A 24,373-nucleotide genomic window follows, 5' to 3' on the forward strand; every position below is an offset into this window, starting at 1 on the left:
CCGTTTCCTTTCTTCGCACCGGAACGCCGGCCGCGCACCCTGCCGGCCGGAGGAGCAGGATCGGCCGAGCGCGCATTCGACAAGAATGGCGACAGTCGCGAGAACAATGTCTCCGGCCACCGCGGCGGCCGTGCTCCGCTCACCGGCGAACGCGGTGAGCGTGAACAGCTTGCGGCGATCGGAGACCCGTCCTGACGGTTTACGCGTAGACCGTACCCAATTCGTCCAGCTTGCCGCACAACGGAAAGATCGTCCAGCGGCGAGCCGCGCACCGGCACGCGCCGTCTGCACGTGCAACAGTCCACTGAGGACGATCAAACCGCCTGGTCCCGACCCCGCCCCGGCAATTCGCCCGGAAACCGCTGGCGCCGCGCCGGGAACCGGCCGGGATTCGCCACGGAATTGCGGTTTCCGAAATTCAGCCGAACGCAGGAATCGGGACGCGCGTGCGCTCCAGATCGGCGAAGAGGTCGCCCAGCTCGTCGACGCGCTCGAGGACCTCGTCGGCGGTGAACCGCAGGTGCGTCACGTGCCGGCAGGCGCGGACCTCGTCCCACGTCACCGGGGTCGACACCGTCGGCTCGTCGCGCCCGCGCAGGGAGTACGGCGCCACGGTGGTCTTGAAGGGGTTGTTCTGGCTCCAGTCGATGAAAACCTTGCCCGGCCGCAGGGTTTTCGTCATGCGCGCGACGACGCGGTCCGGCGTCTGGGCGGCCAGCCGCTCGGCCAGCGCCCTGGCGTACTGCGACGTCTCCGCGCCGTCGGCCGTGACGACCCCCGCGTAGAGCTGCATCCCCTTGGAGCCACTGGTCTTCGCGACCGGCGTGAACCCGTCTTCGGTGAGGACCTCGTAGAGCTGCTCGGCGACGCGGCAGCAGTCGACCACGCTCGCCCCCGGCCCCGGGTCGAGGTCGAACACCAGCCGGTCCGGGGTGCTCCGCTCGTCGCCGTCCTCGACCGTCCACTGGTGGACGTGCAGCTCGAGCGCGGCGAGGTTGGCCGCCCACACCAGCTCGGGCAGGTCGTTGATCAGCGGGTACTCGATGATCTCGGGGTCCTTGCCGCGGCCGCCGACGGCGAGGCTCGCGGTCCGGACCCAGTCCGGCGCGTGCCGGGAGACGTTCTTCTCGAAGAACGAGCTGCCGGTGACGCCATCCGGGAACCGCACGAAGGTCATCGCCCGGTCGCGGATGTGCGGCAGCATCAACGGCGCGATGCGCGTGTAGTAGTCGAGGACCTCGCCCTTGGTGAACCCGTGCCGCGGGTAGAGCACCTTTTCGAGGTTCGAGAGCGTCAGCTGCCGCTCGCCCACCTGCACCGTGATCCGGCTCCCCGCCACACCGCACACGCTACCGCCCCCGGCGGTGGAGCACATCCGTCACTCGTGGTTATGATGCAGTCGTATCACCAACGAGAGGGGACCACGGTGAAGTTCGACGTGCTGCAGATCGTGGGAGCGGTGCTGACCGTCATCGGCGCCCAGGGCGCCATCCGGCTGCTGATCGACCACGAGCACCTCGGCCTCCTCGGCTGGCTCGACGCCGGTTTCGCGGGCACGCTGGTGTGCTACGTCGTGGCGACGGCGATCGGCGTTGTGCTCGCCGGCTGGGCGCACGACCGCGCCAAGGCGCTCGGCCGCCGCAAGTAGGTCAGCTGGCCGCGTCCTGGATCCCGGCCGAGAGCAGCTCCCGCAGCGCGTCCGAGAGCGACGCGAACATCGGGACCACCGCGGCCAGGCCGGTGATCCGGAACAGCCGGGCGAGGGTGCGGCTGTTCGCCACGACGCCGAACCGGCGTCCCTCGCTGCCGGCCCGTTCCGCGGCCGCCGCCAGCGCCCGGGCGCCGGCCAGGCCGACGAACGCCACCTTCGTCAGGTCCACCACCGTGGTGCCCGGTGGCGCCGCCCGCAGCTCGCGGTCGAGGATCGGCAGCGTCAGGGCGTCGATCTCGCCGGTGAGGGTCAGCACCAGGAAACCGGGGCGGTACTCCGTCCGGCGCGCCACGAGCGGCGCGGACCGGGCCGGGACCGGGGAGGTGGGGAACACGGGTTCGTCAGGCCTTCCGCGCCGGGCGGGCCGGCGTCGCAGCGAGGTGATCAAGGACGGGATCTTGATACCCAAAGTCCCGCGTCGGAAACGCCCCCTTTCTGCGGGCCTCCCACGATCCGGGAAACTCGGCACCCTCGAAGAAAAACGAGCCCCCCGATCGTGCGGTTTGCCCCTCGCGTCGCTCCGGGTAACCGAACCGGGGAACCGAGGAGGCGTCATGACCGACCGGCGGTGCCGATGATGTACAGCGAAGTGGTGGTTGTCGGCCAGGTGGCCTGCGACCTGGTGCTCCCGGCCGCGGACGCGCCGGTCGAGCACGGACAGGCGACGCTCGGCGGGAGGGGCGCCCACCAGGCCGTGGCGCTGCGCCAGCTGGGGACGTCGGTGTCCCTGGTCGGCGTGGTCGGCGACGACCCCGCCGGTGACACGCTGCGCGCCCAGGCCCGGGCCGACCGGATCGGGACGACCCACGTCGTCCGCAGGCCCGGCACCGAGACCGCGCGGCTGGTCGACGTGGTCGACGACCAGGGCCGCCGCAGCCGCCGCGAGCACGTCCCGGACGGCACGCTCGTCACCGAGACCGACGTCTTCGCCGCGTCCGCGCCGATCTCGGCCGCGGCCTCGCTGATCGTCCAGCTGCGCCAGCCCGCCCCGGCGGCGCTGCTGGCGGCCCGGCTGGCGCACCGGGCGGGCACCCGGGTCGTGCTGGACGGCGCGCCGGAGGCCTTGACCCCCGAGCTGCTCGCGCTGGCCGACGTCGTGCGTGCCGACGGGCACGACGCCGAACTGCTCGCCGGCGAACCCCTGTCCGACGTCGCCACGGCGGCCCGCGCGGCCACCGAGCTCCGCCGGCGCGGGCCGTCGCTCGTGGTGCTCGAGGTGACCGGCCAGGGCACCCTGTTCGCCGGGCCCGAGGGCACCTGGTTCCTCCCGGACGTCGAGACCGAGGTGGTCGATCCGACCGGCGCGGGGGACGCCCTGGTCGCGACGCTGACGGCGGCGCTCACCCGCCGGCGGCCGCTGGAGACGGCGGCGTGCCTGGCGGTGGCCGCGGCGGCGGCGACCACCGAGCACGCGGGCGGACGGCCAAGGCTGACCCGGCCCGACCTCGACCGGCTGCAGCCGCAGGGGCTGGAAGTCGTCCACGCGTGAACCCGGCTACAGCCCCGGCAGCTCCTGCGCCACGCCGAGCAACGCCGCGAACGGGTCACCGCGCTCGGCCAGCCGCGCCGGCACGTCGCGGATCGTCCAGCCGTCCGGTTTCAGGCCGGGGTCGTCCAGCTCGTCCCACTCCAGCGGCACCGACACCGGCGCCTCCGGGCGCGGACGGACGCTGTACGGCGCGACCAGCGTCTTGTTGCGCACGTTCTGCGTGTAGTCGAGCCGGGCGCGGCCCCGGCGCTTGTCCTTCGTCCACGCCCAGCTGACCAGCTCCGGGAGCACCTGCCCGATGGTCTTGGACACCGTCTCCGCCCACGTCCGGGTCTCCTCGTACGTCCGGTGCGGCGCGATCGGCACCCAGACCTGGACGCCGCGCTGCCCGGTCACCTTGGGCCGCCCGGTCAGGCCGAGGTGCTCCAGCGCCGTGCGGTGCAGCCGCGCCAGCTCCAGGACGTCGGCGAACGTCGTCTCCGGGCCCGGGTCGATGTCGAACAGCACCCACGTCGGGTGGTCGACGTCGGCGGCGCGGGACGTCCACGCGTGCAGCTCCAGCGCGCCGTAGTTCGCCAGCCACGCCAAAGTCGCGACGCTGTCCGCGACGACGTACCGCTGGCTTTCACCGGCGTCGGCGCGCTCGTTGTGCCAGGTCGTCAGCCACTCGGGCGCGTGCCGCGGGACCTCCTTCTGGTAGAAGCCCGGCTCCGTCACCCCCTGCGGGAACCGCTGGGTGTTGAGCGGGCGCCCGGCCAGGTACGGCAGCATCGCCGGCCCCACCGTGACGTAGTAGCGGATCAGGTCCCGCTTCGTGCCGGGCGCCGGGCCGGGGAAGAGCACCTTGTCGAGGTTGGTCAGCGTGAGCTCCCGGCCGCCGATCGACCACTTTCCCTTGGCGCCCAGGTCGTCGAGGGCCGCCAGCTCGTCCTCGGTCGCGGCCGGGAACCCGACGGCCTCCTCCGCCTGCGCGGCCGGCCGGTCACCGTGCCACAACGCCGAGGGCGCGGCGGCCACTTCGTCGTTCGTGCGGCCGCTCTTCACCGACCGCGGATGGTCCTCGGCGTCCCAGCCGGCCTGGTCGTGCTCGTCGGTCTTGTGCAGGAGGAACCACTGTTCCTTGTCGCCACGGCTGGTGCGCACCAGGACGAACCGCCCGGCCAGCTTCTCGCCGTCCAGGTCGAAGTGGAGCGTGCCCTCTTCGATCGCGCGGGCCGGGTCGGGCTCGACCGGCCGCCACACCCCGCGGTCCCAGACGATGACGTCGCCGCCGCCGTACTCCCCGTGCGGAATGACCCCTTCGAAGTCGGCGTACTCGATCGGATGATCTTCGACGTGCACGGCCAGCCGGCGCGCCTTCGGGTCCAGCGAAGGACCTTTCGGCACGGCCCAGCTGACGAGCACCCCGTCGAGCTCCAGCCGGAAGTCGTAGTGCAGCCGGCGGGCGCGGTGCCGCTGCACGACGAACCGGTGACCGTCGGGGCCGGACGCGTCTCCGCCGGCCGGTTCGGCGGTCCGGCCGAAGTCGCGCATCTCCTGGTAACGCCGCAGTTTGCGGTCCGCCGGGCTCACCGCTCGACCCACACGGCCGCGTCCGCAGCCACCCGGCCGTCCGCTAGCGGCACGCTCGCGAGCAGCACCCGCGTGTCCCCGGGCAGCTCGTACGGCTCCGCGGACAGGTTCACCACACACTCGAACCCCGGCTCCCGGCCGAACCTCAGCACGCCCTCCCGCGCGGGCAGCCATCCCAGCGTCCCGTCCCCCAGCGCCGGGTGCGCCCGGCGGGCGGCCAGGGCGGCGCGATAGAGGCTGAGCATCGACGCGGGGTCGGCAGCCTGCTTCTCCGCGGTCAGCTCCCGCCAGTGGCCGGGCTGCGGCAACCACGTCCGGACGCCGTCCTCGGTGAACCCGAACGGCGGCGCCGTCCCCGACCACGGCAGCGGCACCCGGCAGCCGTCGCGCCCGCGGCGGGTGCGGCCGGAGCGTTCCCACGTCGGGTCGGCGAGCACCGCTTCGGGCAGGTCCTCGACCTCTTCCAGCCCCAGCTCTTCGCCCTGGTACAGGTAAGCGCCGCCGGGCAGCGCCAGCATCAGCAGCAGCGCGGCGCGGGCCCGTCGCCGGCCGGACTCGAGGCCGGACTCCCCCGCGAAGCGCGTCACGTGCCGGACGACGTCGTGGTTGGACAGCACCCACGTCGCGGGCGCGCCGACCGCGCCCAGCGCGTCGAGGGTCCGGTCGATCACCGCCCGCAGCTTGACGGCGTCCCAGTCGCCCAGCAGGAAGTCGAAGTTGAACGCCGTGTGCAGCTCGTCCGGGCGGACGTACCGCGCGAGGCGGTCCGGCCGGTCGACCCACGCCTCGGCGACGAACACGCGGTCGGGGCCGAACTCGCCGGCGACCTTCCGCCACGAACGGTAGACGTCGTGCACGCCGTCGCGGTCCCAGTGCGGGCTCACGTCGGTTTCGGCGCCGAGGTCGGGGAACCCCGGGTCCTTGAGCAGGCCGTGGGCGACGTCGATGCGGACGCCGTCGACGCCGCGCGCGAACCAGAACCGCAGCAGGTCCTCGAACTCGGCGCGGACCTCGGCGTGGTCCCAGTTCAGGTCGGGCTGCTCGGGGGCGAACAGGTGCAGGTACCACTCGCCGCCGGGCACGCGGGTCCAGGCCGGGCCGCCGAAGACGCTGCGCCAGTCGGTGGGCGGCAGCTCGCCGTCCACGCCGCGGCCGGGCCGGAAGTGGTACCGCGCGCGCTCGGGTGAGCCGGGGCCGGCGGCCAGCGCGGCCCGGAACCAGGGGTGGCGGTCGGAGGTGTGGTTCGGGACGACGTCGATGATCACCCGCAGCCCGAGCCGGTGCGCCTCGGCGAGGAGCTCGAGCGCGTCGTCGTCGGCGCCGAAGAGCGGGTCGACGGACCGGTGGTCTTCGACGTCGTAACCGCCGTCGACCATCGGCGAGCGGTACCACGGGGTGGTCCACACGGCGTCGACGCCCAGGTCGGCCAGGTACCCGAGCCGCGAACGCAGGCCGGCGAGGTCACCGACGCCGTTGCCGTCTGCGTCGGCGAAGCTGCGTACGTAGACCTCGTAGACCACGGCGTCGCGCCACCACTCGTTCATGGATCCGAGTATCTACGCTGAGGGCATGGATTCGTCGTTGTACGCGGGCAGCGCCGGGTATTACGCACGTGGCCGGGCCGCCTACCCGCGCGAGCTCGCCACCGCGATCGTGGCCGAGGCCGGGCTCGACGGGTCGGGCCGCCTGCTCGACGTCGGCTGCGGGCCCGGTTCGCTGACGCTGCTGCTGGCCGGTGAGTTCGCGGAAGCGGTCGGGCTGGACGCGGACGCGGACATGCTCGCCGAGGCCGGGCGCCTCGCCGCCGCGGCGGGGATCGGGAACTGCCGCTGGGTGCACCGGCGCGCCGAGGAGCTGCCCGCCGGGCTGGGCCGGTTCCGGCTGGTGACGTTCGCCCAGTCGTTCCACTGGCTCGACCGGCTGCAGGTCGCCACGGCGGTGCGCGCCATGCTGGAGCCGGGCGGCGCCTGCGCCCACGTGCACGCGACGACGCACCAGGGGGTCGAGGGCGGGGCGCTCGCGCACCCGCCGCCACCGCACGACGCGATCACCGAGCTGGTGCGGAAGTTCCTCGGTCCGGTGCGGCGCGCGGGCCAGGGGTCGTTGCCGAGCGGGACGGCCGGCGGTGAAGCGGAGATCTACCGGGCCGCGGGGTTCGGCGGCCCGCGGCGGTTCGAGGTGCCGGGGCGGGTGGTCGTCCGTCAGCTCGACGACATCGTGGCGGCGGTGTTCTCGCTGTCGAGCTCGGCGCCGCACCTGTTCGGCGACCGGCGGGCGGAGTTCGAGGCCGAGCTGCGGGAGCTGCTGGGGCGAGCGAGCCCGGACGGCGTGTTCGCCGAGACGCTGCGGGAGATCGCGGTCGACCTCTGGTGGCCGTGATCCGGCCGCGGGAGCGGATGCTCGCCGCGGCCGGACCCGTTCACCAGGGGTTGTTCGTGAACCCGTCGTCGTCCTCGTCCATGCGTGCGCGGCGGCCGCGGCGGGGCGGCTCGTCGCGGGGTGACGGCGGGGCCATCGGGGGCGCCGACGTCGGGGCGAACGGGGACGCCGAGCCCGGCTCGCCGCCGAACGCGTCCGAGTCGAAGGCCGAAGGCGGCTCCGCGCCCGAACGGTCCGTGCTCCACCCCGACTTCGTCTTGCGCTGAGCGAGCTCCCGGCGGCGCTGGACGTACCGCTCCGCGGCCTGGACCTGCTTCGTCATGTACTCCTGCGAGCGCGCCTTGATCTCCTCGCCCCGCTGTTCCCGCAGCGCGCGGCGCTCGGACTGCTCGCGGACCAGGCCGTCCAGCTCGGCCTTCATCCCGCTGATGTCGGTCATGCGTCCTCCCGTGCCACGCTCACCACCGGCGGGCGGCCGGCGGCTCCTCCTCGTCCAGTGAGCCGACGATCCGGCCGGTCGGCTCGGCGATCGGCTCGAAGACCCCGCCGTCGATCCGGTAGGCCCGGTTGCTGCGCTCCTGGTCGCCGCCACCGCCCCCGGCGCCGCCCATGCCGCCCATCGGCGCCATCCCGCCGCCGCCGAAGCCCTGGCCGGCCGCGCCGGGCGCCCCGGCACCGGCCGGGGCGAACGCCGCCGTGGCGGGCTGCGGCTGGTGCGCCGCGGTCCCGCTGTGGGCCCCTTCGGACAACGACGGCGTGTCGCCGAGCGCGCCCGACGCCGCTCCGGCGCCGACCGGGTCGAGACCGGCCGACGACAGGCCACCCCCGCCACCGCCGAGCCCCTCGTGCCCGCCGCCACCGCCGCCGGTGATCCCGTCGAGGGTGCCGCTGTGGGTGGGCAGATCGTCGATCTTGACGCCGTGCGCGGGCGAGATCGGAGTGTCGCCGAGGGCGTCCTTCTTGCCGCCTCCGAGCGTGTCGTCGGCGAGGTGGTGGGCGCCGCCCGGGGTGTCCTTGTCGTCTTCGCCGAGGGTGTAGGTGGTCGGCTTGCCGCTGCCGTCGTCGACGGTCACGACGGTCGGCCCGTCCGGCCCGTCGGGCCGCTCGGCGGTGATCTTCACCCCGCCGTCGTCGATGTGGATCTTGCCGTCCGGGCCCGGGCAGTGGACGTCGTCCGTCCCTTGTGGACCGTCGCCCGCCTTGGCGTCGTCGGACCAGTCGAGCTTGAAGTCCTTCAGCGGGCCGGAACCGTCGCCGACCTTGATGTCCATCTTGCCGTCGTGGTCCGGCTCGGTCATCTCGAAGGTCTTGTCGCCCTGCTTGACCTTCAGGGTGTCCGGCGTGTCGTCGCCGTCCTTGTCTCCGTTCTTGTCGTCGCCGAGCAGGCTGTCCGGCTTGCCGTCGCCGTCCTTGTCCTCGCCCAGCGGGTGGTCCGGCTTGCCGTCGCCGTCCTTGTCCTCGCCCAGCGGGCTGTCCGGCTTGCCGTCGCCGTCGGTGTCGAGGCCCGGGTGGTCGCCGGCCGGTTCGGTCTTGATCGGGTCGCCGCTGAACTCCTTCAGCGCGTCGGCCGCCTTGTTCTTCGCGTCCTCCGCGGCCTGCTCGGCCGCGGCCTTGCCGTCGTCGCCGGAGCCCGAACCGGACCCGGACCCGGACCCGCCGCCCGAGCCGGAACCGCCGCCGCCGAGACCTTCGTCACCGCCGAGGCCGCTTCCGGCGCCCGAACCGCCGCCGGCGCCCGAATCCGTCTCGATGCCCGGGCCGCTGAACTCGGCCAGCGCGTCGGCGGCCTTCTTCTTGGCCGCTTCGGCGGCCGCGGCCGCCGCGTCCTGACCACCGGAGGACGGCGGCGGCACCGAGGACGGCGAAGTGTCGTCACTACCCGAACCCGAACCCGAACCCGAGCCGGAGCCCGAACCACCGGAACCCGAGCCGAGGTCGGACCCGGAACCCGCGCCGCCCGCGCCCGAATCCGTCTGGATCCCCGGGCCGCTGAACTGCTTCAGCGCGTCGGCCGCCTTGTTCTTGGCCTCCTCCGCGGCGGCTTGGGCCGCGGCCTGGCCGTTGTCACCCGAGCCGGAGCCGGAACCCGAGCCGGAACCCGAGCCAGAACCGCTGGAACCCGAACCGGACCCGCCGCCCGCCGGACCGCTGTCGGAAGGTGTTGTCGTGTCGGGGATCGGCGGCACCGAGCCACCACCACCCGAGCCCGAACCACCGGAACCCGAGCCCGAGCCGGAACCCGAGCCGCCGCCGTCGGGAATCCCCGAGCCGGAGCCACTGCCGGAACCCCCGGAGCCCGAACCGCCACCGCCCGGGCCACCGCCACCGGGGATGCCCGAACCGGAGCCGCCACCCGAGCCGCCCGACCCGGAACCACCCGAACCAGAGCCACCCGAGCCGGAACCCGACCCGGACCCGGAGCCCGAGCCACCCGGACCGCCGCCCGTGCCGCCAGTACTCCCGGGGCCCCCGCCGGAACCGCCCGGCAGCGACACCCCTTCGAACTCGTTCTTGACCTTGCCCATCACCTTGTCGAGCGCGTCGTACGCCTGGTCGACGAGGTCCTTGGTGTCCTTGCAGGTCTTCGCGAACCCCTGGTACAGCCGGTCCCACATGTCGGGGTTGAACTGGTTCTGGATCCACTGCTTGGCCAGGTCCTGGCCGTGCTTCTTGATCTCGTCGCCGTCGCAGCAGCCCTGGTCGTTGAGGGTCTTGACCAGGTTCGTGCCGAAGTTGAGATCCATCCAGCCCGCGATCTGGGCCAGGTCCTGCTCGTTGCCGTGCTCGCCGCTGGCGACCGCGATGACCTTCTGCGCCATCGTGTAGTCGGCCTTGCCGACCAGGTCGGTGTACATCCCGACCACCGCGTCGGCCTTGCCCTTGCACAGCTGGAACACCGTGGTGGCGGTGTTCAGCGTCGCTTCGCTCACGTTGCCGAGCGTCTGGGACAGCTTCGAGGCCTTGGGCTGGATCTTGTCGTTGTAGGTGTCGGACGCGGCGTCCGCGCCGGCGCCGGTCCACGTCTTGAACAGGGAGCCCAGCTGCGAACCGGTGTCCTCCACCGTCCGGTCCACCGTCTCCGAGCCGGTCTTGAAGTGCGCGGCGTCGTTGACGAAGTGCTCGAAGCTGATCCCGCGCTGCTCGTCGAACGGCGCGCGGATGTCCTTGTCGAGGTCGATCGCGCGGGTGTTGCCCCGGCAGTCGGCGGGGATCTTCGCCAGCAGCGACCCGAACGTCTCGAACAGCTTCAGCGCGGGCGCGGCGGCGTCGAAGATCTCGTCCGACGTCTTCGTCCCGGAGGCGCCCGCGCCGTTCTCCCCCGCGGCGGGCGGCTTCGTGCCGTCGAGCTTGGCCTTGCCGTCGTCGACGGCCTTTTTCTCCTGGTCTTCGTTGTAGGAGTTCTGGTCGCCGCTCGACTTCGCCTTGTCGTAGGCCTCGTCGACCGACTGCCCGGCGAACAGCGGGTTCGCGTTGTACGCGGTCGCGTACTTGTCGGCTTCCTGGCGCTTCTGCTTGATGTCGTCCGGTTCCTGGTCGGCCAGGAACGGCGGCGGTGGCGGGTTCTCCCGCAGCCAGCTGCTGATCAGCGTGCTCTTCTGGGCCGCCGGCACGCTCGGGTCGTCGAGGATCGCCTTGACGTCGGACCACTTCTTCTTCTCGGCCATCAGAGCGACCCTCCGGCGTTCGTGATCGCGCCCGCCTGGTTTTCCTCGTTGGCGCCATAGGCCGACCCGGCGGTGCCGAGGTTCGTGCCGAACGAGCCCAGCGTGGTGCTGTAGCCGGAGACCGCGGCCCACAGCGCCTGCGCGCCCGCGGTGTACTTCGCGGCGTGGGCGTTGTGCGCCCGGCCGAACCCTTCCGCGGTCACCTCCGGCGTCTCCAGGTCCGGGTTGTCGTCCAGCAGGTGCTCCGCCAGGTCACCGATCGTCTTGGACGCCGTCGACAACGCTTCCGTCGTCGCGGTGTACCCCCCGCCGCTCATGTCAGCGCCTTTCCTCGGATTCTTCGGTTCCCAGGGCTTCCGCGAGCACGCCGGCCACGGATCCCACGTCGGTGAAGCGGTCGAGCAGGTCGAGGTCGATGGTGACCCCGTAATAGACCTCGAGTGCCGCCAGGAGGCGGATCCGGCCCTTCGAGTCGATGCCGAGCTCCTCCAGCGGGGCGTCGGGCTCGACGAGGGCCGGGTCGAGCCGAAAGGTGTCGATGACGACCCTCGTGACCTCGGCGCGGTGATCACCCACGGCCGCCACCATAACGTGCCTTGGCGGCCGACCGGGCGACCTTGCCACTGGATGTGCGCGGAAGTCCGCCGGAAGGGACCAGACGTACCGCACGGAGCGTGAGATCGTGCTCCTTCGACACGGCGCGCAGCACGGCCCGGGTCACCTCTTTGGTGTCCGCCTCGGCGCCGCGCACCCATTCCGCGACGACGACGGCCCCTTCGCCCTCGTCGTCGGACACCCCGAACGCGGCGACGCGGTCACGGCGCACCGCGGCGTGGGCCTCGCCCGCGGAGGCTTCGATGTCCTGCGGGTGGAAGTTGCGGCCGTCGATGACGATGAGGTCCTTGAGCCGGCCGGTGACGTAGAGGTCGCCGCGGTGCACCACACCGAGGTCGCCGGTGCGCAGCCAGCCGCCGAGGCCGTCGAGGGTCGCGCCGAACGCCGTGCCGTCGCCGCGGCCCCAGTACCCGGTCGCGACGTTCGGGCCGTGCACCCAGATCTCGCCGACCAGGCCGTCGGGCTGCTCCCGGCCGTCGTGGACGATCCGCACCAGCTGCCCGACCGGGCGGCCGACCGACAGCAGTTCCTGGCCGTCGACGGTTTCGACGGCCCGGCCCTGCGCGAGGGCTTCGCGGTCGAACATCGCGCCCCGCGGGCCTTCCGGCCCCGCGCTCGCGACGTAGACGGTGGCTTCGGCGAGCCCGTAGGACGGCCGGTGCGCTTCGCGGCGGAACCCGTGCGGCCCGAAGACCTCCTGGAACCGCTCGACCGTGCGCGGCCGGACGGGTTCGCTGCCGTTGAGGGCGACACTCACGCCGGAAAGGTCGAACTCGCCCGCACCCGCGGCGTCGGCCGCGAGGTCGTAGGCGAAGTTCGGGGCGGCGGTGAACACCGCGGGGTAGTCGCTCAGCTGCCGCAGCCAGCGTTCCGGCCGGTGCACGAACTCGGCCGGGGCCATGAACACCGAGCGCCCGCCGGCGAAGACCGGCAGGCACAGCAGCTGGATCAGGCCCATGTCGTGGAAGAACGGGATCCAGCCGGCACACGTCGTGCCCTCGTCGACGGCGTAGGCGCGGCTGCCCTGCCAGCAGGCCGCGACGATCGCCCGGTGCGGGACGACCGCGCCGGCCGGCTCGCGCGTCGAACCGGAGGTGTACTGCAGGTAGGCGGGCGTTTCCGGCTCCGACGGCACCGGGTCGGCGCCCGGGCCGGCCAGGTCGTCGACCACGATCAGGCCGTCTCCCGGCAGGCGCTCCGCCACGGCTTTCGACGTCAGCCGCAGCCGCGCGCCGGAGTCGGCGAGGATCCCGGTCAGCCGCTCGGCCTGCGCGGGGTTCGACGGCGCCATCAGCGGGACGGCGACCAGCCCGGCGGCGAGCGCGCCGAAGAACGCGAGCGGGTAGGCGAGCTCCTGCCCGGCGAGGATCGCGACCCGCTCCCCCGGCTCGGCGGCCCGGCGCAGCTCCCCGGCGACGACGCGGACCCGGGCGGCGAACTCCGCCCACGTCAGCGTGTGTTCCGTGGTGTGCGTGTGGTCCTGGTGGGTGAACAGCGGGCGCTCGTCGTCCGCGCGAGCGAACAGGCACTCCACGATCGAGGTGCGCAGCACCGCTTCGGGCACGGACACGGTCGGACGGGACACGCTCCGCAACCTACTGGACGCCCCGGCTCCGGTTCGCCCGCGGTGCGTGGTGCTTTGTGGACGGTGCCCGCGGGCAGCACCGAGCGCCCGGGCCGCCGTCCTGCTCGCGGGCCGGGCGGCCTTCCCAGGCGCCACCACGACCACTCGGACGCGGCGGGCCCACGTTCGGTTCCCCTCGGTTCCGGCCGGTTTCCGATAGCAGTTGCCCCGGTCATCGTCAACACATCCGGCGGTAACTGGCATCGTTCCGGTGCGGCCTGGCACCCCGCCAGTATCGGGCCCCAGGCGTTGTCCGCGACCCCGTTCGTGGCCCACGGTGGAGATCGTCTTCACAAGCCCGGACAAGGCGGTGACCCGTGCGTTTCGACCTTCTCGGCCCACTCGACGTAGTCCACGACGGACGCCCGGTCGTGCTGCGCGGGGCGACCCAGCGAGCCGTGCTGGCCTTCCTCCTGCTCCACCACAACGAGGTCGTCGCGACCAGCACGCTGCTCTCGGCCCTCTGGCCGGACGGGGTCCCCGCGACCGCGCGCAAGATGGTGCAGAACGCCGTTTCCGGGCTCCGCACGACGCTCGCCGCGCGGTCCGGCGCCGGGGAGGAGCCGCCGATGCTGCTCACCCACGCGCCCGGGTACCTGCTGCGGGTCGACGGCGAGCAGGTCGACGTCGCCCGGTTCCGGCGGCTGGTCGCGGCCGGGCGGGCCGCGGCCGGCGACGACGAGACGGCCATCGCGGCCTACCGCGAGGCGCTCGGGCTCTGGCGGGGCCGGATGCTCGCCGACCTCGCCGAGACCGGGGTCGCCTGGCCCGAGCTCACCACGCTCGAGGACGAGCGGCTGGCCGTGCACGAGGAGCTGTTCGCGCTCGAGCTGGACCGCGGGCGCCACCACGAGGTGCTGACCGACCTGCGGGCGCTGGCCGAGGCGCACCCGAACCGCGAGCGCCTCAACGGCCAGCTGATGACCGCGCTGTACCGCTGCGGCCGGCACGTCGACGCGCTCGAGGTCTTCCGCGCGACCCGGGTCGCCCTCGCCGAGGGGCTGGGCCTGGAGCCGGGCAAGGAGCTGCGCGAGCTGGAGCGGGCGATCCTGCAGCACGACGACACCCTGCTGACCCACGAGCCGGCGCCCGAACCCGCGCCCCGGCCCGTCGCGCCGCCGGTCCTGCCGGCGCCGCCGGTCACCCCCGCGCCGCCCGTCGCGCCCGCGCCGCCGGTGATCGCGGTCGCCCCGGCGCGCCCGGAGCCGGCCGACGCCGAGCGGAAACCGGTCGTCGTGGTCGGCATCGCCCCCGCCGACACCGGCGACGACGACCCCGAGGACGCCGTCGAGGTCCTCGCCCGGCTGCGCGCCGTCGCCGAAGAAGAGGCCGAGGCCGAGGGCGCCCACCTGCCCGGCGGCCCGGGCCCGGTGCAGCTGGCGGTGTTCGGCCTGCCCGGCACCCGCGACGACGACGCCGTGCGCGCGGTCCGCACCGCGCTGCGGATCCGCGACCGCCTGGCCGCCGCGGGTGTCGTCACGCAGATCGGTGTCGACGCCGGCGACGTCCTCGCGGAGTCCTCCCCCGGCGGTCCGGTGGTCACCGGGCCGGTGCTGGACCGCTGCGTCCGGTCCGCGCTGGCCGCCCCCGACGGCCGCGTCCGGGTCTCCGACGCGGTGCGGGAGGCGAGCGAACCGACGGTGGTCTACGGCGCCGCCGACGACTCCCCCGACTGGTGGCAGGCGGCTTCGGTGCGTCCGCACGGGGTGGCCGAGACGCCCGACCCCGGCACGTTCGCCGGCCGCGACCACGACCTCGCCCTGCTGGCCCACTTCCTCGGGTTTGTCGAGCACGGCGGCCGCCCGCACCGGATCACGGTGCTCGGCGAGCCCGGCATCGGCAAGACGCGGCTGCTCGCGGAGTTCGGCGAGCTGCTGGCCAAGCGGCCCGAGGTGCGGGTGCTGGCGGCGGCCGGCGACCTGGCGGCGACGTTCGCCGGCGCGCCGGGGCTGCTCCCCCGCACGGTGGCCCGGCTGCGCGCCGAGGGCGACGACGACGCGGTGCACGCGGCCGCGACCGAGCTGACCGCGCACGGCCCGCTGGTGGTGCTGGCCGACGACGTCCACGAGTCCGGCCTGCCGGTGTCCACCCTCGGCGGCGCCTGCGCGGGCCTGCCGGTGCTGGTGGTGGCGACGGCGCGCCCCGGCTCGCCCGAGCCGGCGCCGGGCTCGGCCGGGCAGACGACGGTCACCCTGGCCCCGCTCGCCGACGACGCGGTGGCCGGCCTGCTCGACGTCCTGCTCCCGGGCACGACCCGCCTGGCCCGCGGCAAGCGCGACCTGATCACGCGCATCGGCGGCAACCCGCGTTTCGCGCACGCTTACGCGGACAGCGTCCGCGGCCGCACAACGCCGTTCGCGGCCCAGACGACACCCCCGCTGGTCCGCCGGACGCTGTCGGCCCTGCTGGACAGCCTGCCCCCGGCCGAGAAGGCGGTCCTGAAGGCGGCAACGCTGACCGGAGACGTCTTCGACGCGTCCGACGTGGCTTCGGTCTGCGACCGGTCCGCCTCGGAGGTGGCGGCGGCCCTGACGGCATTGACCGAGCGCGACGTGCTGCAGCGCGAGGAGGACGGCTTCACGTTCCGGCGCGCGGCGCTGCGGGAGCTGGCCTACCAGCGGATCCCGCGGTCGGTGCGGACCGAGCTGCTGCGCCGCCCGGTGGGCCGGGCGGCCCGCACGGAGATCCCCGCCTGAGCGTCCGAGTCTTGTGCCGCCTCTCGCTGCGGGAGGCGGCACAGCCATGTCCCGCACACGGCGGGAGTCCCGGCGCACGACAAAGCCCCGGCCACCGAAGTGACCGGGGCTCTGCCGTGTCCGACGTCAGCCGGTGGGGCGCTGCATGACGTCCGAGTCGTACTTGACCGCCGACGCCTCGTGCCGGGAACTGAACGGGCACTTCCAGTCCTCTTCGGTCATCCGGCCCGCGAAGTGGCGGGACGGCATCTGGTACTCGTACGTCGTGAAGCTCGGGTTCACCGAGCCGTTGTTCGTGTTCTCGCGCTTGCGGATCGCGTCCTGCATCGAGAAGAACTTGTCGCCCAGGAGCATGAACTGCATCAGGGAGTTGAACGCGATCGCCGGGCGGACGAACCGGCGGCTCGCGCGGGACGCACCCGGGTGCATGCCGACGATGAAGAACGCGTGGCCGGCCACGTGGAAGCCGAAGTTGGGCTCGGCCGGGTCGGACGTCGCGCCTTCGTCGAGGCCGTACGTGCGGCTGTCGATGTCGTGCATCAGCTGGAGGTGGCGCCACAACAGGCGCTCGTGCTCCTCCTCGTCGAGGGTCCCGCCGGGTGTCTCGAACGTCGAGACGAACGTGCGGAAGCTCTTGTCCGACAGCGTCGGGCGGATGCCCCGCGCGTACCCGAGTAGGTCGCGGTAGTTGGCACGAGCCGACGCCGGGTCGCCCAGTGCCGGGTAGTGGCCGTGTTCGATGGAGCCGCGCTTGAGCGCCGACCGGGCGCCGAGGCAGCTGAACTCCTTGGTCTGGATGAACTCTTCGAGCTCCGCTCGCGGCTCGCTCATGTCGCTCCTTTCCCGTGCGCTCCGGCCGGGGTCCGGCCCGGGAGCCAGTCGAAGGCGCGCACCGTCACCGGGCGCGCCGGGACGGCCAGCGCCGCGGCGTGGCCGTGGCCGGCGGCCAGTTCCATGACCGTCCACCCGGGACTGTCCGGGCACTCCGCTTCGCCGCCGGTGAGGGTGAAGGCCGGGCCCGGGAGCCCGGCCAGGCCGACCCCTTCGGCCTTGAGGTAGGCCTCTTTGCAGGTCCAGTACCGGAAGAACGTCTCCGGCTCGGCGACGTCGGCCGCTTCGGACGCGGCCAGCGTGCGTGAGGCCAGCCCGACGTGGTCCACGGCGCGGATCTCCTCGACGTCGACACCGACACGCACCCCGGCGGCGACCGCGACCAGCGCCAGGCCGCCGGAGCGGGACAGGCTGAACTCCAGCCCGGAGTCCCCGGCCAGCGCCGGGCGGTCGCCGTCGCGGGTGAACCGCAGCTCGCCGGGCACGTACCCGGCCAGCACGTCGCGCAGGGCGACGTGCGAGGCCAGGAACCGCGTGCGCTCTTCGTCGACCGTGATCCGGGCCGCGCGGCGCAGCTCGTCGTCGGACAGCCGGCCGAGCAGGCCGCAGACGTCGGACACGCCGAGGACGCGGCCCAGGCCGATCCGCCAGACGTGCACGTCGCGGCCCGGGCGCAGCCGCTCGCCGACCGCGCCCGAGGGCTGCCGCCACGCCGGCGACCAGTCCGTGGTCACCGCGCCAGCCTCCGCCGCATCACCCGCAGCAGCTCCGGCACCCGCTCCTCGAGGTAGAAGTGCCCGCCGACGTAGGTGAACACGGCCGGGTCCGTCCCCAGCTCCAGCCACGCGGCCAGCTCGTCCTCGCTCGCCCGCGGGTCGTGGTCACCGCCGAACGCGGTCACCGGCACCGGCAGCCGTTCCCCCGGCACGTGCCGGTAGGTCTCGTTGACGGCCAGGTCGGCGCGCATCAGCGGCAGGAACATCGCCAGCAGCGACGGCTCCCGCCGCAGGACGTCGGGCAGCCCGCCGAGGGCGTGCAGCTCCGCGGCGAGCCGGTCGTCGGGCAGCGCGCGCAGTGGCGGGCGCGTGTCGGGCAGCTGGGGCGCGGCCCGGCCGGACACGAACAGGTGCCGCGGCAGGGTCGCGCCGCGCTCGGCGAGCCGGCGCGTCAGCAGGTAGGCCACGAGGGCGCCGAGGCTGTGCCCGAAGAAGGCGAAGTCCCCGGTCAGCGTGTCGGACAGGCCGTCGAGGGCGTCGTCGACCAGCGCCTCGACGCTGTCGTGCGGCCGTTCGCGGCCCCGCTCGGCGCGCCCGGGCGGCTGGACCGGGAGCACGACCAGGTCGTCCCCCGCGGCGGCCGTCCAGCTCCGGTAGACCGCCGCGCTCGCCCCGGCGTGCGGGAAGCAGAACAGCTTCGTGGCGCCGGTCGCGGGCAGCCCGCCGGGCAGCCACGGCCGCGCGGTCGCCGTGGTCATCGCACCTCCAGCGTCAGGTAGGCCGGCGGCGGCTGGATCTGCCCGAGGTCCGACTCCAGCACCAGCTGGTTGCCGTCGCGGAAGATCTCGCTGAACCCGGCGAACGCGTACGTCACGTACATGACGCGGTTGCGGCCGGTCTCGACGAAGTCCGCGCGCAGCTTGGCGCCCTCGGCCTTGGCCAGCCCCATGATGTGGTTGAGCAGCACCGTGCCGACCCCGCGGGACATCACGCGGCACGACATCAGCATCATCCGCAGGTGCCAGGCCTCGGCGCCGCGCTCGGCGAGCGCCAGGCCGATCTTGCCGTAGCCGCCGTACTTGTCCGACAGCGACGCGACGAGCAGCACGTGGTCGGGTGAGGTCCGCAGCCGGTCCAGCTCGTCGTAGGAGTAGGTCCGCCCGGTCGAGTTGAGCTGGTTGGTGCGGACGGTCAGCTCCTCGGCGCGCTGCAGGTCTTCGCGCTGCGCGGCCGAGATCGTGAACGTCATGTCCAAAGTGGACAGGAACTCCTCGTTCGTGCCCTCGTAGTCCTGCTCCACCTGGTCCCGCTCGGCGGCGGCCCGGTAGAGCTGACGGCGCACGCGCGACTCGTCGGTGACGAACTTGGGCCGGAACTCCTCCGACGCCAGCGTTTCCGCCAGGTGTGCGACGTCGACGGTCTTCACCGCGGGCAGCGCGTGCGCGACCTCTTCCAGCTCGAACGGCTGGTCGTCGACGAACGCGATCGCGTCCAGGCCGATGTTGAGGGCCTTCGCGATCCGTTCCACGGACCCGGACTTCGGGTTCCAGGTGATCTGCGGGTGCAGGAAGTACTCGGCCAGCCCGGCCGCCTTGAGGCGCGCCATGGCCGCGTCGTGGTCGTTGCGGCTGGCCACCGAGTGGAGCACGCCCAGCTCGTCGAGCCGCTTGATCTCGGCGACGACGCCGGGGCGCACCGTGACGTCGCCGTCCTCCAGCAGGGTGCCGTCCCACACCGTGTTGTCCAGGTCCCAGACCACGCACTTGATGCGGCCGCGCTTCGGCTTCTCCGCCACCGCCGTGGTTTCCGCGCTGGTCATCCCGCCACCTCCCGGTAGGCCTCGTCCGCGATGGTCAGCTCCTGGATCTGGGTGCTGCCCTCGATGATTTCCATCACCTTCGCGTCCCGGTACAGCCGCGCGACGGGGTAGTCGGGGCCGCAGCCGTTCGCGCCGTGGATCTGGACGGCGTCCGACGCCGCCCGCGCGGCCGCGGTGGACGCGAAGTACTTGGCCACCCAGGTGGCCATGATCGTCGCCGGGTCGCCGGCGTCCTTGAGCCGTCCGGCCTTCTCGCACAGCAGCCGCGCGGCGTCGCGCGCGGTGACCATGTCGCTGATCTTGGCGCGGATCTGCGGCAGGTCGCGCAGCAGCCCGCCGCCGGCCGAGCGTTCCGAGGTGTAGGCGGCGGACGCGGCCAGCGCGGCCCGCACGATCCCGACCGAGCCGCAGGCGACGCTGTAGCGGCCGAGGTCGAGCGCGCCGGTCATCACCGTGCCCGCGGCCCAGCCCGGCGGCCCGACCAGCGCGTCCGGGTCGAGCCGGACGTCGTCGAACTCGATGGTGGCCAGCATGCTGGCCGTGGTGCCGAGCACGTGCCGCACCGGCGTGACCCGCACGCCGGGGTGGTCGGCCGGCACCAGGAACGCCGTCATCCCGTTGGTGGTGTGGGCGAACACGAGCAGCAGCCCGGCCCGCTGGCCGCCGGTGATCCACTTCTTGCGGCCGGTGAGCGTCCAGCTGCCGTGGCCGGCGACGGCGACGGTGCCGGCCGCGGTGGCGTCGCTGCCGCTGAAGTCCGGGTCGGTCAGGCAGAACGCGCCGAGGGTGTCCCCGGCGGCCAGGGCCGGCAGCCACCGCTCGCGCTGCTCGTCGTCGCCCCAGCGCTCGACCGTGGCGGTGACCATGGTGTGCACGGTCAGCAGGCTGCGCAGTGACGAACAGCCGCGGCCGACCTCCTCGTGCACCCGCCCGAGGGTCACCATGTCCATGCCCGCGCCGCCGGACTCCACCGGCAGGAACGGGGCCCACAGGCCGAGGTCGGCCACCCGCCCGCGGACTTCGTGGGGAATCTCTTCGGCCTGCTCCCACCCGTTCGCGTGCGGGGCGACCTCGTCGTCGACGAAGCGCCCGACCACCACGAGCTCGGGAGCCTCCGGCCGTGTCCTCGCCGTCACCTCGGCCTCCCCGGTCAGTACGCGGCCGCGGCCGTGCGCCGCTGCACCAGCTCGGTCATCCGCTCGACGGTGCGGAAGTTGTCCAGCTTCAGCTCCTCGTTGGGGATCCGCGTGGCGAACGCCTTCTCGATGAACATGACGAGCTCCATCGCGAAGAGCGAGTTCACGAAGCCGAGGGCGAAGATGTCCTGCTCGTCGGTGAACGACAGGCCGGGGAACTTCGCCCCGATGAAGGTGCGGATCTCGCCGCGGACGTCCTGCGACATGGGAAAGCCTCTCTCGTTTGGGGGAAGGGGGCGCCGGCGGCTCAGCCGGCGCCGGCCGCGCTGTAGGAGTAGAAGCCCTTGCCGCTCTTGCGGCCGTGCAGCCCGGCCGCGGTCATCTGCTTGAGCAGCGGGCAGGGGCGGTACTTGCCGTCGTTGAACTCGTCGTAGAGCACCTCGACGCTGTAGAGGATCGTGTCGACGCCGATCAGGTCCGCGGTCTCCAGCGGGCCCATCGGGTGGCCGAAGCAGCTGCGGAACACCTCGTCGACGGTCGCCGCGTCGGCAACACCTTCGTGCACCAGGAAAGCGGCCTCGTTGACGGTGAGCATGAGCACGCGGTTGGAGACGAACCCCGAGGCGTCGTTGACCGGGATCGGCTTCTTGCCCATCGACTCCAGCAGCGTCCGGACGATGTCCTTCGTGGACTCGCTGGTGTGGTAACCGGGGATGAACTCGCATGCCGGCTTCATCGGCACCGGGTTCATGAAGTGCACGCCCATCACCTTGTCCGGGCGCGAGGTGAGCGCGGCGACCTTGGTGATCGGGATGGCCGAGGTGTTGACGACGAAGACGGTGTCGGCCTTGCAGGCCTCGTCGAGCTTCGGGTAGAGGCGGGACTTCAGGTCCCAGTTCTCGGTGATGTTCTCGATCACGACCTCGGCCTCGGCGAGCAGCTCGAGCTCGGTGCCGGTGGTGATCCGGCCGAGCACGGCCTCGGCGTCGAGCTCGGGGCCGCCGAGCATCCGGCTCATCCGGCACTCGAGCTCGATCCGGTCGCGGGCGTCGGCCAGCTTGCCCGGGTCGACGTCCACGAGCACGGCGTCGTGCCCGCTGGTGGCGAGGTTCTGCGCGACCCCGGTGCCCATCACACCGGCGCCGACGACTCCGACGAGGCTCATCGTTCCTCCTTGGCTGCGTTGCTCGTGGTCAGGTCCAGCACACCGTCGAGCCGGCCGTGCGTCGCGCGCACGGCGTCGGCTCCCCCGGGCTGTTCGCCGGCGAACAGGACCGTGGCGCCCAGCTCGGTGGCGAGCCGGGTGGCGAGGTCTCGGGCGGTCCGGTCGAGCTCGCCTTCGACGAGGTAGACCGGCCGCTCCGCCGTCGTTTCCGCGGACCGCGCGCCGAGGGCGACCTCGGCCGCCGACCGCGTCGTCGTCGGTTCGATCCAGTACCGCTCGCGGTGGAACGCGTAACCGGGCAGCGTGGTCTTGCGCGGTTCGCGGCCGGCGTGGCAGGCACGCCAGTCCACGTCCGCGCCGGACAACCACGCCCGGCCGAGCGCCTCCGCGAGCACCGCCGTGTCCGGGCGGGGATCGGCTTCGCCCGGCAACGTCGGCACCAGCAGCGGCCAGGACTCCTGCGGGAAGTCCGGGTGGCCGCGGAACATCGAGCCCAGCGACTGCCCGGCTCCCAGCTCCAGGACCACCGTGTCAGGTGCGGCACTGGCGAGATGCTCGATCATCGCGGCGAACCGGACCGGGCGGCACATGTGCTCGGCCCAGTAGCCCGGGTCCTTGAGCTGCTTCGCGGTGATCGGCGCGCCGGTGACGTTGGACAGGTACGGGACGTCCGGCTCGCGCGGCGTGAGGTGCTGCCGGGCCCAGGCCGTCAGCTCGGCGGCGGCCGGCCGCAGCGAGCGCGAGTGGAAGGCGTGGGTCGTCAGCAGCGGACGCGCGGGGACGCCGTGCCCGGCGAGCGCGGCGGCCAGCTTCTCGACGCCCTCGGCGGGGCCGGAGACCACGATCATGCGCGGCCCGTTGACCGCGGCGACGTCGACGCCGAACGCCGTCACGTCGCCGACCAGCCTGGTGAGCTCGTCGCCGCCGACCGGGACGGCGGCCATCGCGCCGGGCGGCAGCTTCTCGACCAGCTGCGCGCGGAACGCCACCAGGGCGGTCGCCTCCTCGAGGCTCAGCGCGCCCGAGAGCGCGGCGGCGGCGAACTCGCCGACGCTGTAGCCGGCGAGCACCGACGGCTCGACCCCCCAGGCGCGCAGCAGGCGGCCCAGCGCGTAGCCGAGGGTGAAGACCGCGGGCTGCGTGACCGCCGGGCCCGCTTCCTCGGTGTCGGTGGCGCGGCCGAGCAGCCGGGCGAGGTCGCCGCCGTCGCCGCCGCGGGCGCCCAGCAGGGTTTCGGTCGGGTCGCTGCCGAGGTGCTGCTTGAACAGCGCGGCGCATTCGTCGACGGCGGCCTTGAACTCCGGCTCGCTGTCGTAGAGGCCGCCCGCCATGCCGCGGTACTGCTCACCGACACCGGCGAGCAGGAAGGCCGTCCGCCGTGGCTTCGTGTCGGCCTCGGCGACGATCCGGTTCTCGGCGGTGAACGCGTCGGCGGCGTCGTCCAGGGACGAGACGACGGTCATCCGGCGGTGCTCGAACGCCTTGCGCCCGGCCTGCAGCGTGTAGGCGACGTCGGCGAGGTCCGTCCACCCCGGACGGTGGGCGGCGAGCCGGTCGGTGGCCGCGTCGGCGGCTTCGGCCGTCCGCGCCGACCAGACGAGCAGGTGGTGCGGCCGCGGGGCCGGCCGCTGCGGGTGGTCTTCCGGGGCCTCCTCGATGACGACGTGCGCGTCGGTGCCGCCGAAGCCGTAGGCGCTCACCCCGGCCAGGCGCGGCCGCTCGCCGCGCGGCCAGTCCGCCGGCTCCGCCTGCACGACCAGCTTGTCGCCGCTCTGCGCGAGCTGCGGGTTGGGCGCGCTGAAGTTGACGGCGGGCGGCAGCTTCTCGTGGTGCAGCGCGAGGGCGGCCTTGATGAACCGGGCGATGCCACCGGCCTGGTTGATGTGCCCGAGGTTCGCGTCGATCGAGCCGAGGGTGACCTTCTCGACGCCCTCGACGTCGAAGATCTTCTGCAGCGCGCAGATCTCCGCGACGTCCCCGAACGGCGTGCCCAAAGTGGACACTTCGACGTGGTCGATCTCGGCCGGCTCGACGTCGGCGGCGGCCATCGCCTCGGCGACGACGGCGGCCTGGCCCGGCACGCCCGGCAGGTTGAACGCCTGGCGCGCGCGGTTGCCTTCGTGGTGGATAGCCCAGCCGCGGACGACGGCGTACACGCGGTCACCGTCGGCCTGCGCGTCTTCGAGGCGCCGCATGACGACGACGCCGAGGCCGTTGCCCGGCACCTTGCCGTTGGCGCCGGCGTCGAGGATGCGGTTGATCCCGTCGGGGGCGAACCGGCTGCCCTCGCGGTAGAGGTAGCCGGGGTCCTGCGGCACGACGACCGACACGGCGCCCGCCACGACCAGGTCGGACTCGCCGGTCAGCAGGCTGGAGCAGGCCTGGGCGACCGCGGCGAGCGCGGTCGAGCTGCAGCTCTGCACGCTCACCGACGGCCCGGTCAGGTCGAGCGCGAACGACAGCCGCGACGCCAGCAGGTCCTTCTCGTTCTGCAGGATCAGCTGGTCCGGCCCGACGGTCAGCGCCGTGACGTCGTTCTGCAGCAGGTTGGACATCAGGTACGTGCTGGGCGCACCGCCGGCGAACACGCCAGCCAGGCCCTCGATCTTGTCCGGGTCGACCCCCGCGTCCTCCAGCGCGTGCCAGGAGCACTCGAGGAACAGGCGGTGCTGCGGGTCGAGCAGCTCGGCGTCCGCGCGGCTGTAGCCGAAGAAGTCGGCGTCGAAGCGGTCGATGTCCGGCAGCAGCCCGGCCGCGGGCACGAACGCCGGGTCGTCGGCGACCTCGGGCGCGACCCCGGCGGCGAGCAGCTCGTCGCGGGTCATCCGGGTGATGCCGTCGCGGCCGGCGCACAGGTCGGCCCAGAACTTGCCGATGTCGGGCGCGCCGGGGAAGTTCCCGGCCATGCCGACGATCGCGATGTCGTCGCCGGTGTCCCTGGGTTGCGTGGTCATG

At 73.4% G+C, this 24,373-nt stretch carries 21 protein-coding genes; 4 read left to right on the plus strand and 17 right to left on the minus strand.

Features of this window, described 5'->3' with window-relative positions:
- Positions 1-418 precede the first annotated feature (418 nt).
- Positions 419-1,339, minus strand: coding sequence for a non-homologous end-joining DNA ligase (gene ligD / locus ACZ61C_RS34735; RefSeq protein WP_465312123.1), 921 nt, complete (start codon positions 1,337-1,339; stop codon positions 419-421).
- A gap of 87 nt (positions 1,340-1,426) precedes the next feature.
- On the opposite strand from ligD (ACZ61C_RS34735), the gene ACZ61C_RS34740 reads away from it, so the two are divergent.
- A complete protein-coding gene (locus ACZ61C_RS34740; protein WP_465312124.1) occupies positions 1,427-1,648 on the plus strand; it encodes a hypothetical protein in 222 nt (73 codons plus the stop codon).
- Between the two features lies 1 nt (position 1,649).
- On the opposite strand, the gene ACZ61C_RS34745 is transcribed toward ACZ61C_RS34740, so the two are convergent.
- A complete protein-coding gene (locus tag ACZ61C_RS34745; protein ID WP_465312125.1) occupies positions 1,650-2,045 on the minus strand; it encodes an STAS domain-containing protein in 396 nt (131 codons plus the stop codon).
- 243 nt (positions 2,046-2,288) lie between these two features.
- Between ACZ61C_RS34745 and ACZ61C_RS34750 the strand changes: the two genes are divergently transcribed.
- A complete protein-coding gene (locus ACZ61C_RS34750; RefSeq protein ID WP_465312126.1) occupies positions 2,289-3,200 on the plus strand; it encodes a PfkB family carbohydrate kinase in 912 nt (303 codons plus the stop codon).
- A gap of 6 nt (positions 3,201-3,206) precedes the next feature.
- Here the strand turns inward: ACZ61C_RS34750 and ligD (ACZ61C_RS34755) are convergent, their stop codons facing one another.
- Positions 3,207-4,772 (minus strand): non-homologous end-joining DNA ligase, encoded by a 1,566-nt coding sequence (gene ligD / locus ACZ61C_RS34755; RefSeq protein WP_465312127.1) that lies wholly within the window; start codon positions 4,770-4,772, stop codon positions 3,207-3,209.
- Positions 4,769-6,316, minus strand: a complete 1,548-nt coding sequence (locus ACZ61C_RS34760) for a glycoside hydrolase family 13 protein (protein ID WP_465312128.1) — start codon at positions 6,314-6,316, stop codon at positions 4,769-4,771. Before ACZ61C_RS34760 ends, ligD (ACZ61C_RS34755) begins: the two co-directional genes overlap by 4 nt.
- Before the next feature lie 25 nt (positions 6,317-6,341).
- On the opposite strand from ACZ61C_RS34760, the gene ACZ61C_RS34765 reads away from it, so the two are divergent.
- Positions 6,342-7,151 carry a class I SAM-dependent methyltransferase gene (locus tag ACZ61C_RS34765; protein ID WP_465312129.1) on the plus strand — a complete coding sequence of 270 codons (810 nt, stop codon included), beginning with the start codon at positions 6,342-6,344 and terminating at the stop codon, positions 7,149-7,151.
- A gap of 40 nt (positions 7,152-7,191) precedes the next feature.
- Here the strand turns inward: ACZ61C_RS34765 and ACZ61C_RS34770 are convergent, their stop codons facing one another.
- Genes ACZ61C_RS34770 through ACZ61C_RS34790 form a run of 5 tightly spaced genes read right to left on the minus strand, consistent with a single transcriptional unit; the run spans position 7,192 to position 13,016 of the window.
- Positions 7,192-7,590 (minus strand): hypothetical protein, encoded by a 399-nt coding sequence (locus tag ACZ61C_RS34770; protein WP_465312130.1) that lies wholly within the window; start codon positions 7,588-7,590, stop codon positions 7,192-7,194.
- Between the two features lie 19 nt (positions 7,591-7,609).
- Positions 7,610-10,816: a WXG100 family type VII secretion target gene (locus ACZ61C_RS34775; RefSeq protein WP_465312131.1), complete on the minus strand. Its 3,207-nt coding sequence runs from the start codon at positions 10,814-10,816 to the stop codon at positions 7,610-7,612.
- Entirely contained in the window at positions 10,816-11,133 is a 318-nt protein-coding gene (locus ACZ61C_RS34780; protein ID WP_465312132.1) for a hypothetical protein, read from the minus strand. Before ACZ61C_RS34780 ends, ACZ61C_RS34775 begins: the two co-directional genes overlap by 1 nt.
- 1 nt (position 11,134) lies before the next feature.
- Positions 11,135-11,404, minus strand: coding sequence for an acyl carrier protein (locus ACZ61C_RS34785; protein WP_465312133.1), 270 nt, complete (start codon positions 11,402-11,404; stop codon positions 11,135-11,137).
- Positions 11,385-13,016 (minus strand): fatty acyl-AMP ligase, encoded by a 1,632-nt coding sequence (locus ACZ61C_RS34790; protein WP_465312134.1) that lies wholly within the window; start codon positions 13,014-13,016, stop codon positions 11,385-11,387. Before ACZ61C_RS34790 ends, ACZ61C_RS34785 begins: the two co-directional genes overlap by 20 nt.
- A gap of 356 nt (positions 13,017-13,372) precedes the next feature.
- Here ACZ61C_RS34790 and ACZ61C_RS34795 point away from each other — a divergent pair, with 356 nt between their 5' ends.
- Entirely contained in the window at positions 13,373-15,751 is a 2,379-nt protein-coding gene (locus ACZ61C_RS34795; protein ID WP_465312135.1) for a BTAD domain-containing putative transcriptional regulator, read from the plus strand.
- Between the two features lie 126 nt (positions 15,752-15,877).
- Here the strand turns inward: ACZ61C_RS34795 and gntA are convergent, their stop codons facing one another.
- Genes gntA through ACZ61C_RS34835 form a run of 8 tightly spaced genes read right to left on the minus strand, consistent with a single transcriptional unit; the run spans position 15,878 to position 24,372 of the window.
- A complete protein-coding gene (gene gntA, locus ACZ61C_RS34800; RefSeq protein ID WP_465312136.1) occupies positions 15,878-16,582 on the minus strand; it encodes a guanitoxin biosynthesis heme-dependent pre-guanitoxin N-hydroxylase GntA in 705 nt (234 codons plus the stop codon).
- On the minus strand, positions 16,579-17,316 hold the full coding sequence (locus tag ACZ61C_RS34805) for a 4'-phosphopantetheinyl transferase family protein (RefSeq protein WP_465312137.1): 738 nt from the start codon (positions 17,314-17,316) through the stop codon (positions 16,579-16,581). Before ACZ61C_RS34805 ends, gntA begins: the two co-directional genes overlap by 4 nt.
- The gene (locus ACZ61C_RS34810; protein WP_465312138.1) at positions 17,313-18,056 is read right to left on the minus strand and encodes a thioesterase II family protein; all 744 of its coding nucleotides are present in this window, start codon (positions 18,054-18,056) and stop codon (positions 17,313-17,315) included. The genes ACZ61C_RS34805 and ACZ61C_RS34810 overlap by 4 nt, the downstream gene beginning before the upstream one ends.
- Positions 18,053-19,117 (minus strand): HAD-IIIC family phosphatase, encoded by a 1,065-nt coding sequence (locus ACZ61C_RS34815; RefSeq protein WP_465312139.1) that lies wholly within the window; start codon positions 19,115-19,117, stop codon positions 18,053-18,055. The genes ACZ61C_RS34810 and ACZ61C_RS34815 overlap by 4 nt, the downstream gene beginning before the upstream one ends.
- A complete protein-coding gene (locus ACZ61C_RS34820) occupies positions 19,114-20,253 on the minus strand; it encodes an acyl-CoA dehydrogenase family protein (protein WP_465312140.1) in 1,140 nt (379 codons plus the stop codon). The genes ACZ61C_RS34815 and ACZ61C_RS34820 overlap by 4 nt, the downstream gene beginning before the upstream one ends.
- A 14-nt stretch (positions 20,254-20,267) precedes the next feature.
- The gene (locus ACZ61C_RS34825; RefSeq protein ID WP_465312141.1) at positions 20,268-20,519 is read right to left on the minus strand and encodes an acyl carrier protein; all 252 of its coding nucleotides are present in this window, start codon (positions 20,517-20,519) and stop codon (positions 20,268-20,270) included.
- A gap of 41 nt (positions 20,520-20,560) precedes the next feature.
- Entirely contained in the window at positions 20,561-21,418 is an 858-nt protein-coding gene (locus ACZ61C_RS34830; protein ID WP_465312142.1) for a 3-hydroxyacyl-CoA dehydrogenase family protein, read from the minus strand.
- On the minus strand, positions 21,415-24,372 hold the full coding sequence (locus ACZ61C_RS34835) for a type I polyketide synthase (protein ID WP_465312143.1): 2,958 nt from the start codon (positions 24,370-24,372) through the stop codon (positions 21,415-21,417). The genes ACZ61C_RS34830 and ACZ61C_RS34835 overlap by 4 nt, the downstream gene beginning before the upstream one ends.
- Position 24,373 lies beyond the last annotated feature (1 nt).

Source organism: Amycolatopsis sp. NPDC104587 (genome assembly GCF_055583645.1).

What these genes read in the sequence shown, in the direction of transcription:
- ACZ61C_RS34825 (WP_465312141.1), bottom strand. Translation starts at nt 20,519, where the DNA reads ATGTCGCAGGACGTCCGCGGCGAGATCCGCACCTTCATCGGGGCGAAG.
- ACZ61C_RS34770 (WP_465312130.1), bottom strand. Translation starts at nt 7,590, where the DNA reads ATGACCGACATCAGCGGGATGAAGGCCGAGCTGGACGGCCTGGTCCGC.
- ACZ61C_RS34810 (WP_465312138.1), bottom strand. Translation starts at nt 18,056, where the DNA reads ATGACCACGGCGACCGCGCGGCCGTGGCTGCCCGGCGGGCTGCCCGCG.
- ACZ61C_RS34775 (WP_465312131.1), bottom strand. Translation starts at nt 10,816, where the DNA reads ATGGCCGAGAAGAAGAAGTGGTCCGACGTCAAGGCGATCCTCGACGAC.
- ACZ61C_RS34760 (WP_465312128.1), bottom strand. Translation starts at nt 6,316, where the DNA reads ATGAACGAGTGGTGGCGCGACGCCGTGGTCTACGAGGTCTACGTACGC.
- ACZ61C_RS34815 (WP_465312139.1), bottom strand. Translation starts at nt 19,117, where the DNA reads ATGACCAGCGCGGAAACCACGGCGGTGGCGGAGAAGCCGAAGCGCGGC.
- ACZ61C_RS34830 (WP_465312142.1), bottom strand. Translation starts at nt 21,418, where the DNA reads ATGAGCCTCGTCGGAGTCGTCGGCGCCGGTGTGATGGGCACCGGGGTC.
- ACZ61C_RS34765 (WP_465312129.1), top strand. Translation starts at nt 6,342, where the DNA reads ATGGATTCGTCGTTGTACGCGGGCAGCGCCGGGTATTACGCACGTGGC.
- ACZ61C_RS34780 (WP_465312132.1), bottom strand. Translation starts at nt 11,133, where the DNA reads ATGAGCGGCGGGGGGTACACCGCGACGACGGAAGCGTTGTCGACGGCG.
- ACZ61C_RS34750 (WP_465312126.1), top strand. Translation starts at nt 2,289, where the DNA reads ATGTACAGCGAAGTGGTGGTTGTCGGCCAGGTGGCCTGCGACCTGGTG.
- gntA (WP_465312136.1), bottom strand. Translation starts at nt 16,582, where the DNA reads ATGAGCGAGCCGCGAGCGGAGCTCGAAGAGTTCATCCAGACCAAGGAG.
- ACZ61C_RS34785 (WP_465312133.1), bottom strand. Translation starts at nt 11,404, where the DNA reads ATGGTGGCGGCCGTGGGTGATCACCGCGCCGAGGTCACGAGGGTCGTC.
- ACZ61C_RS34835 (WP_465312143.1), bottom strand. Translation starts at nt 24,372, where the DNA reads ATGACCACGCAACCCAGGGACACCGGCGACGACATCGCGATCGTCGGC.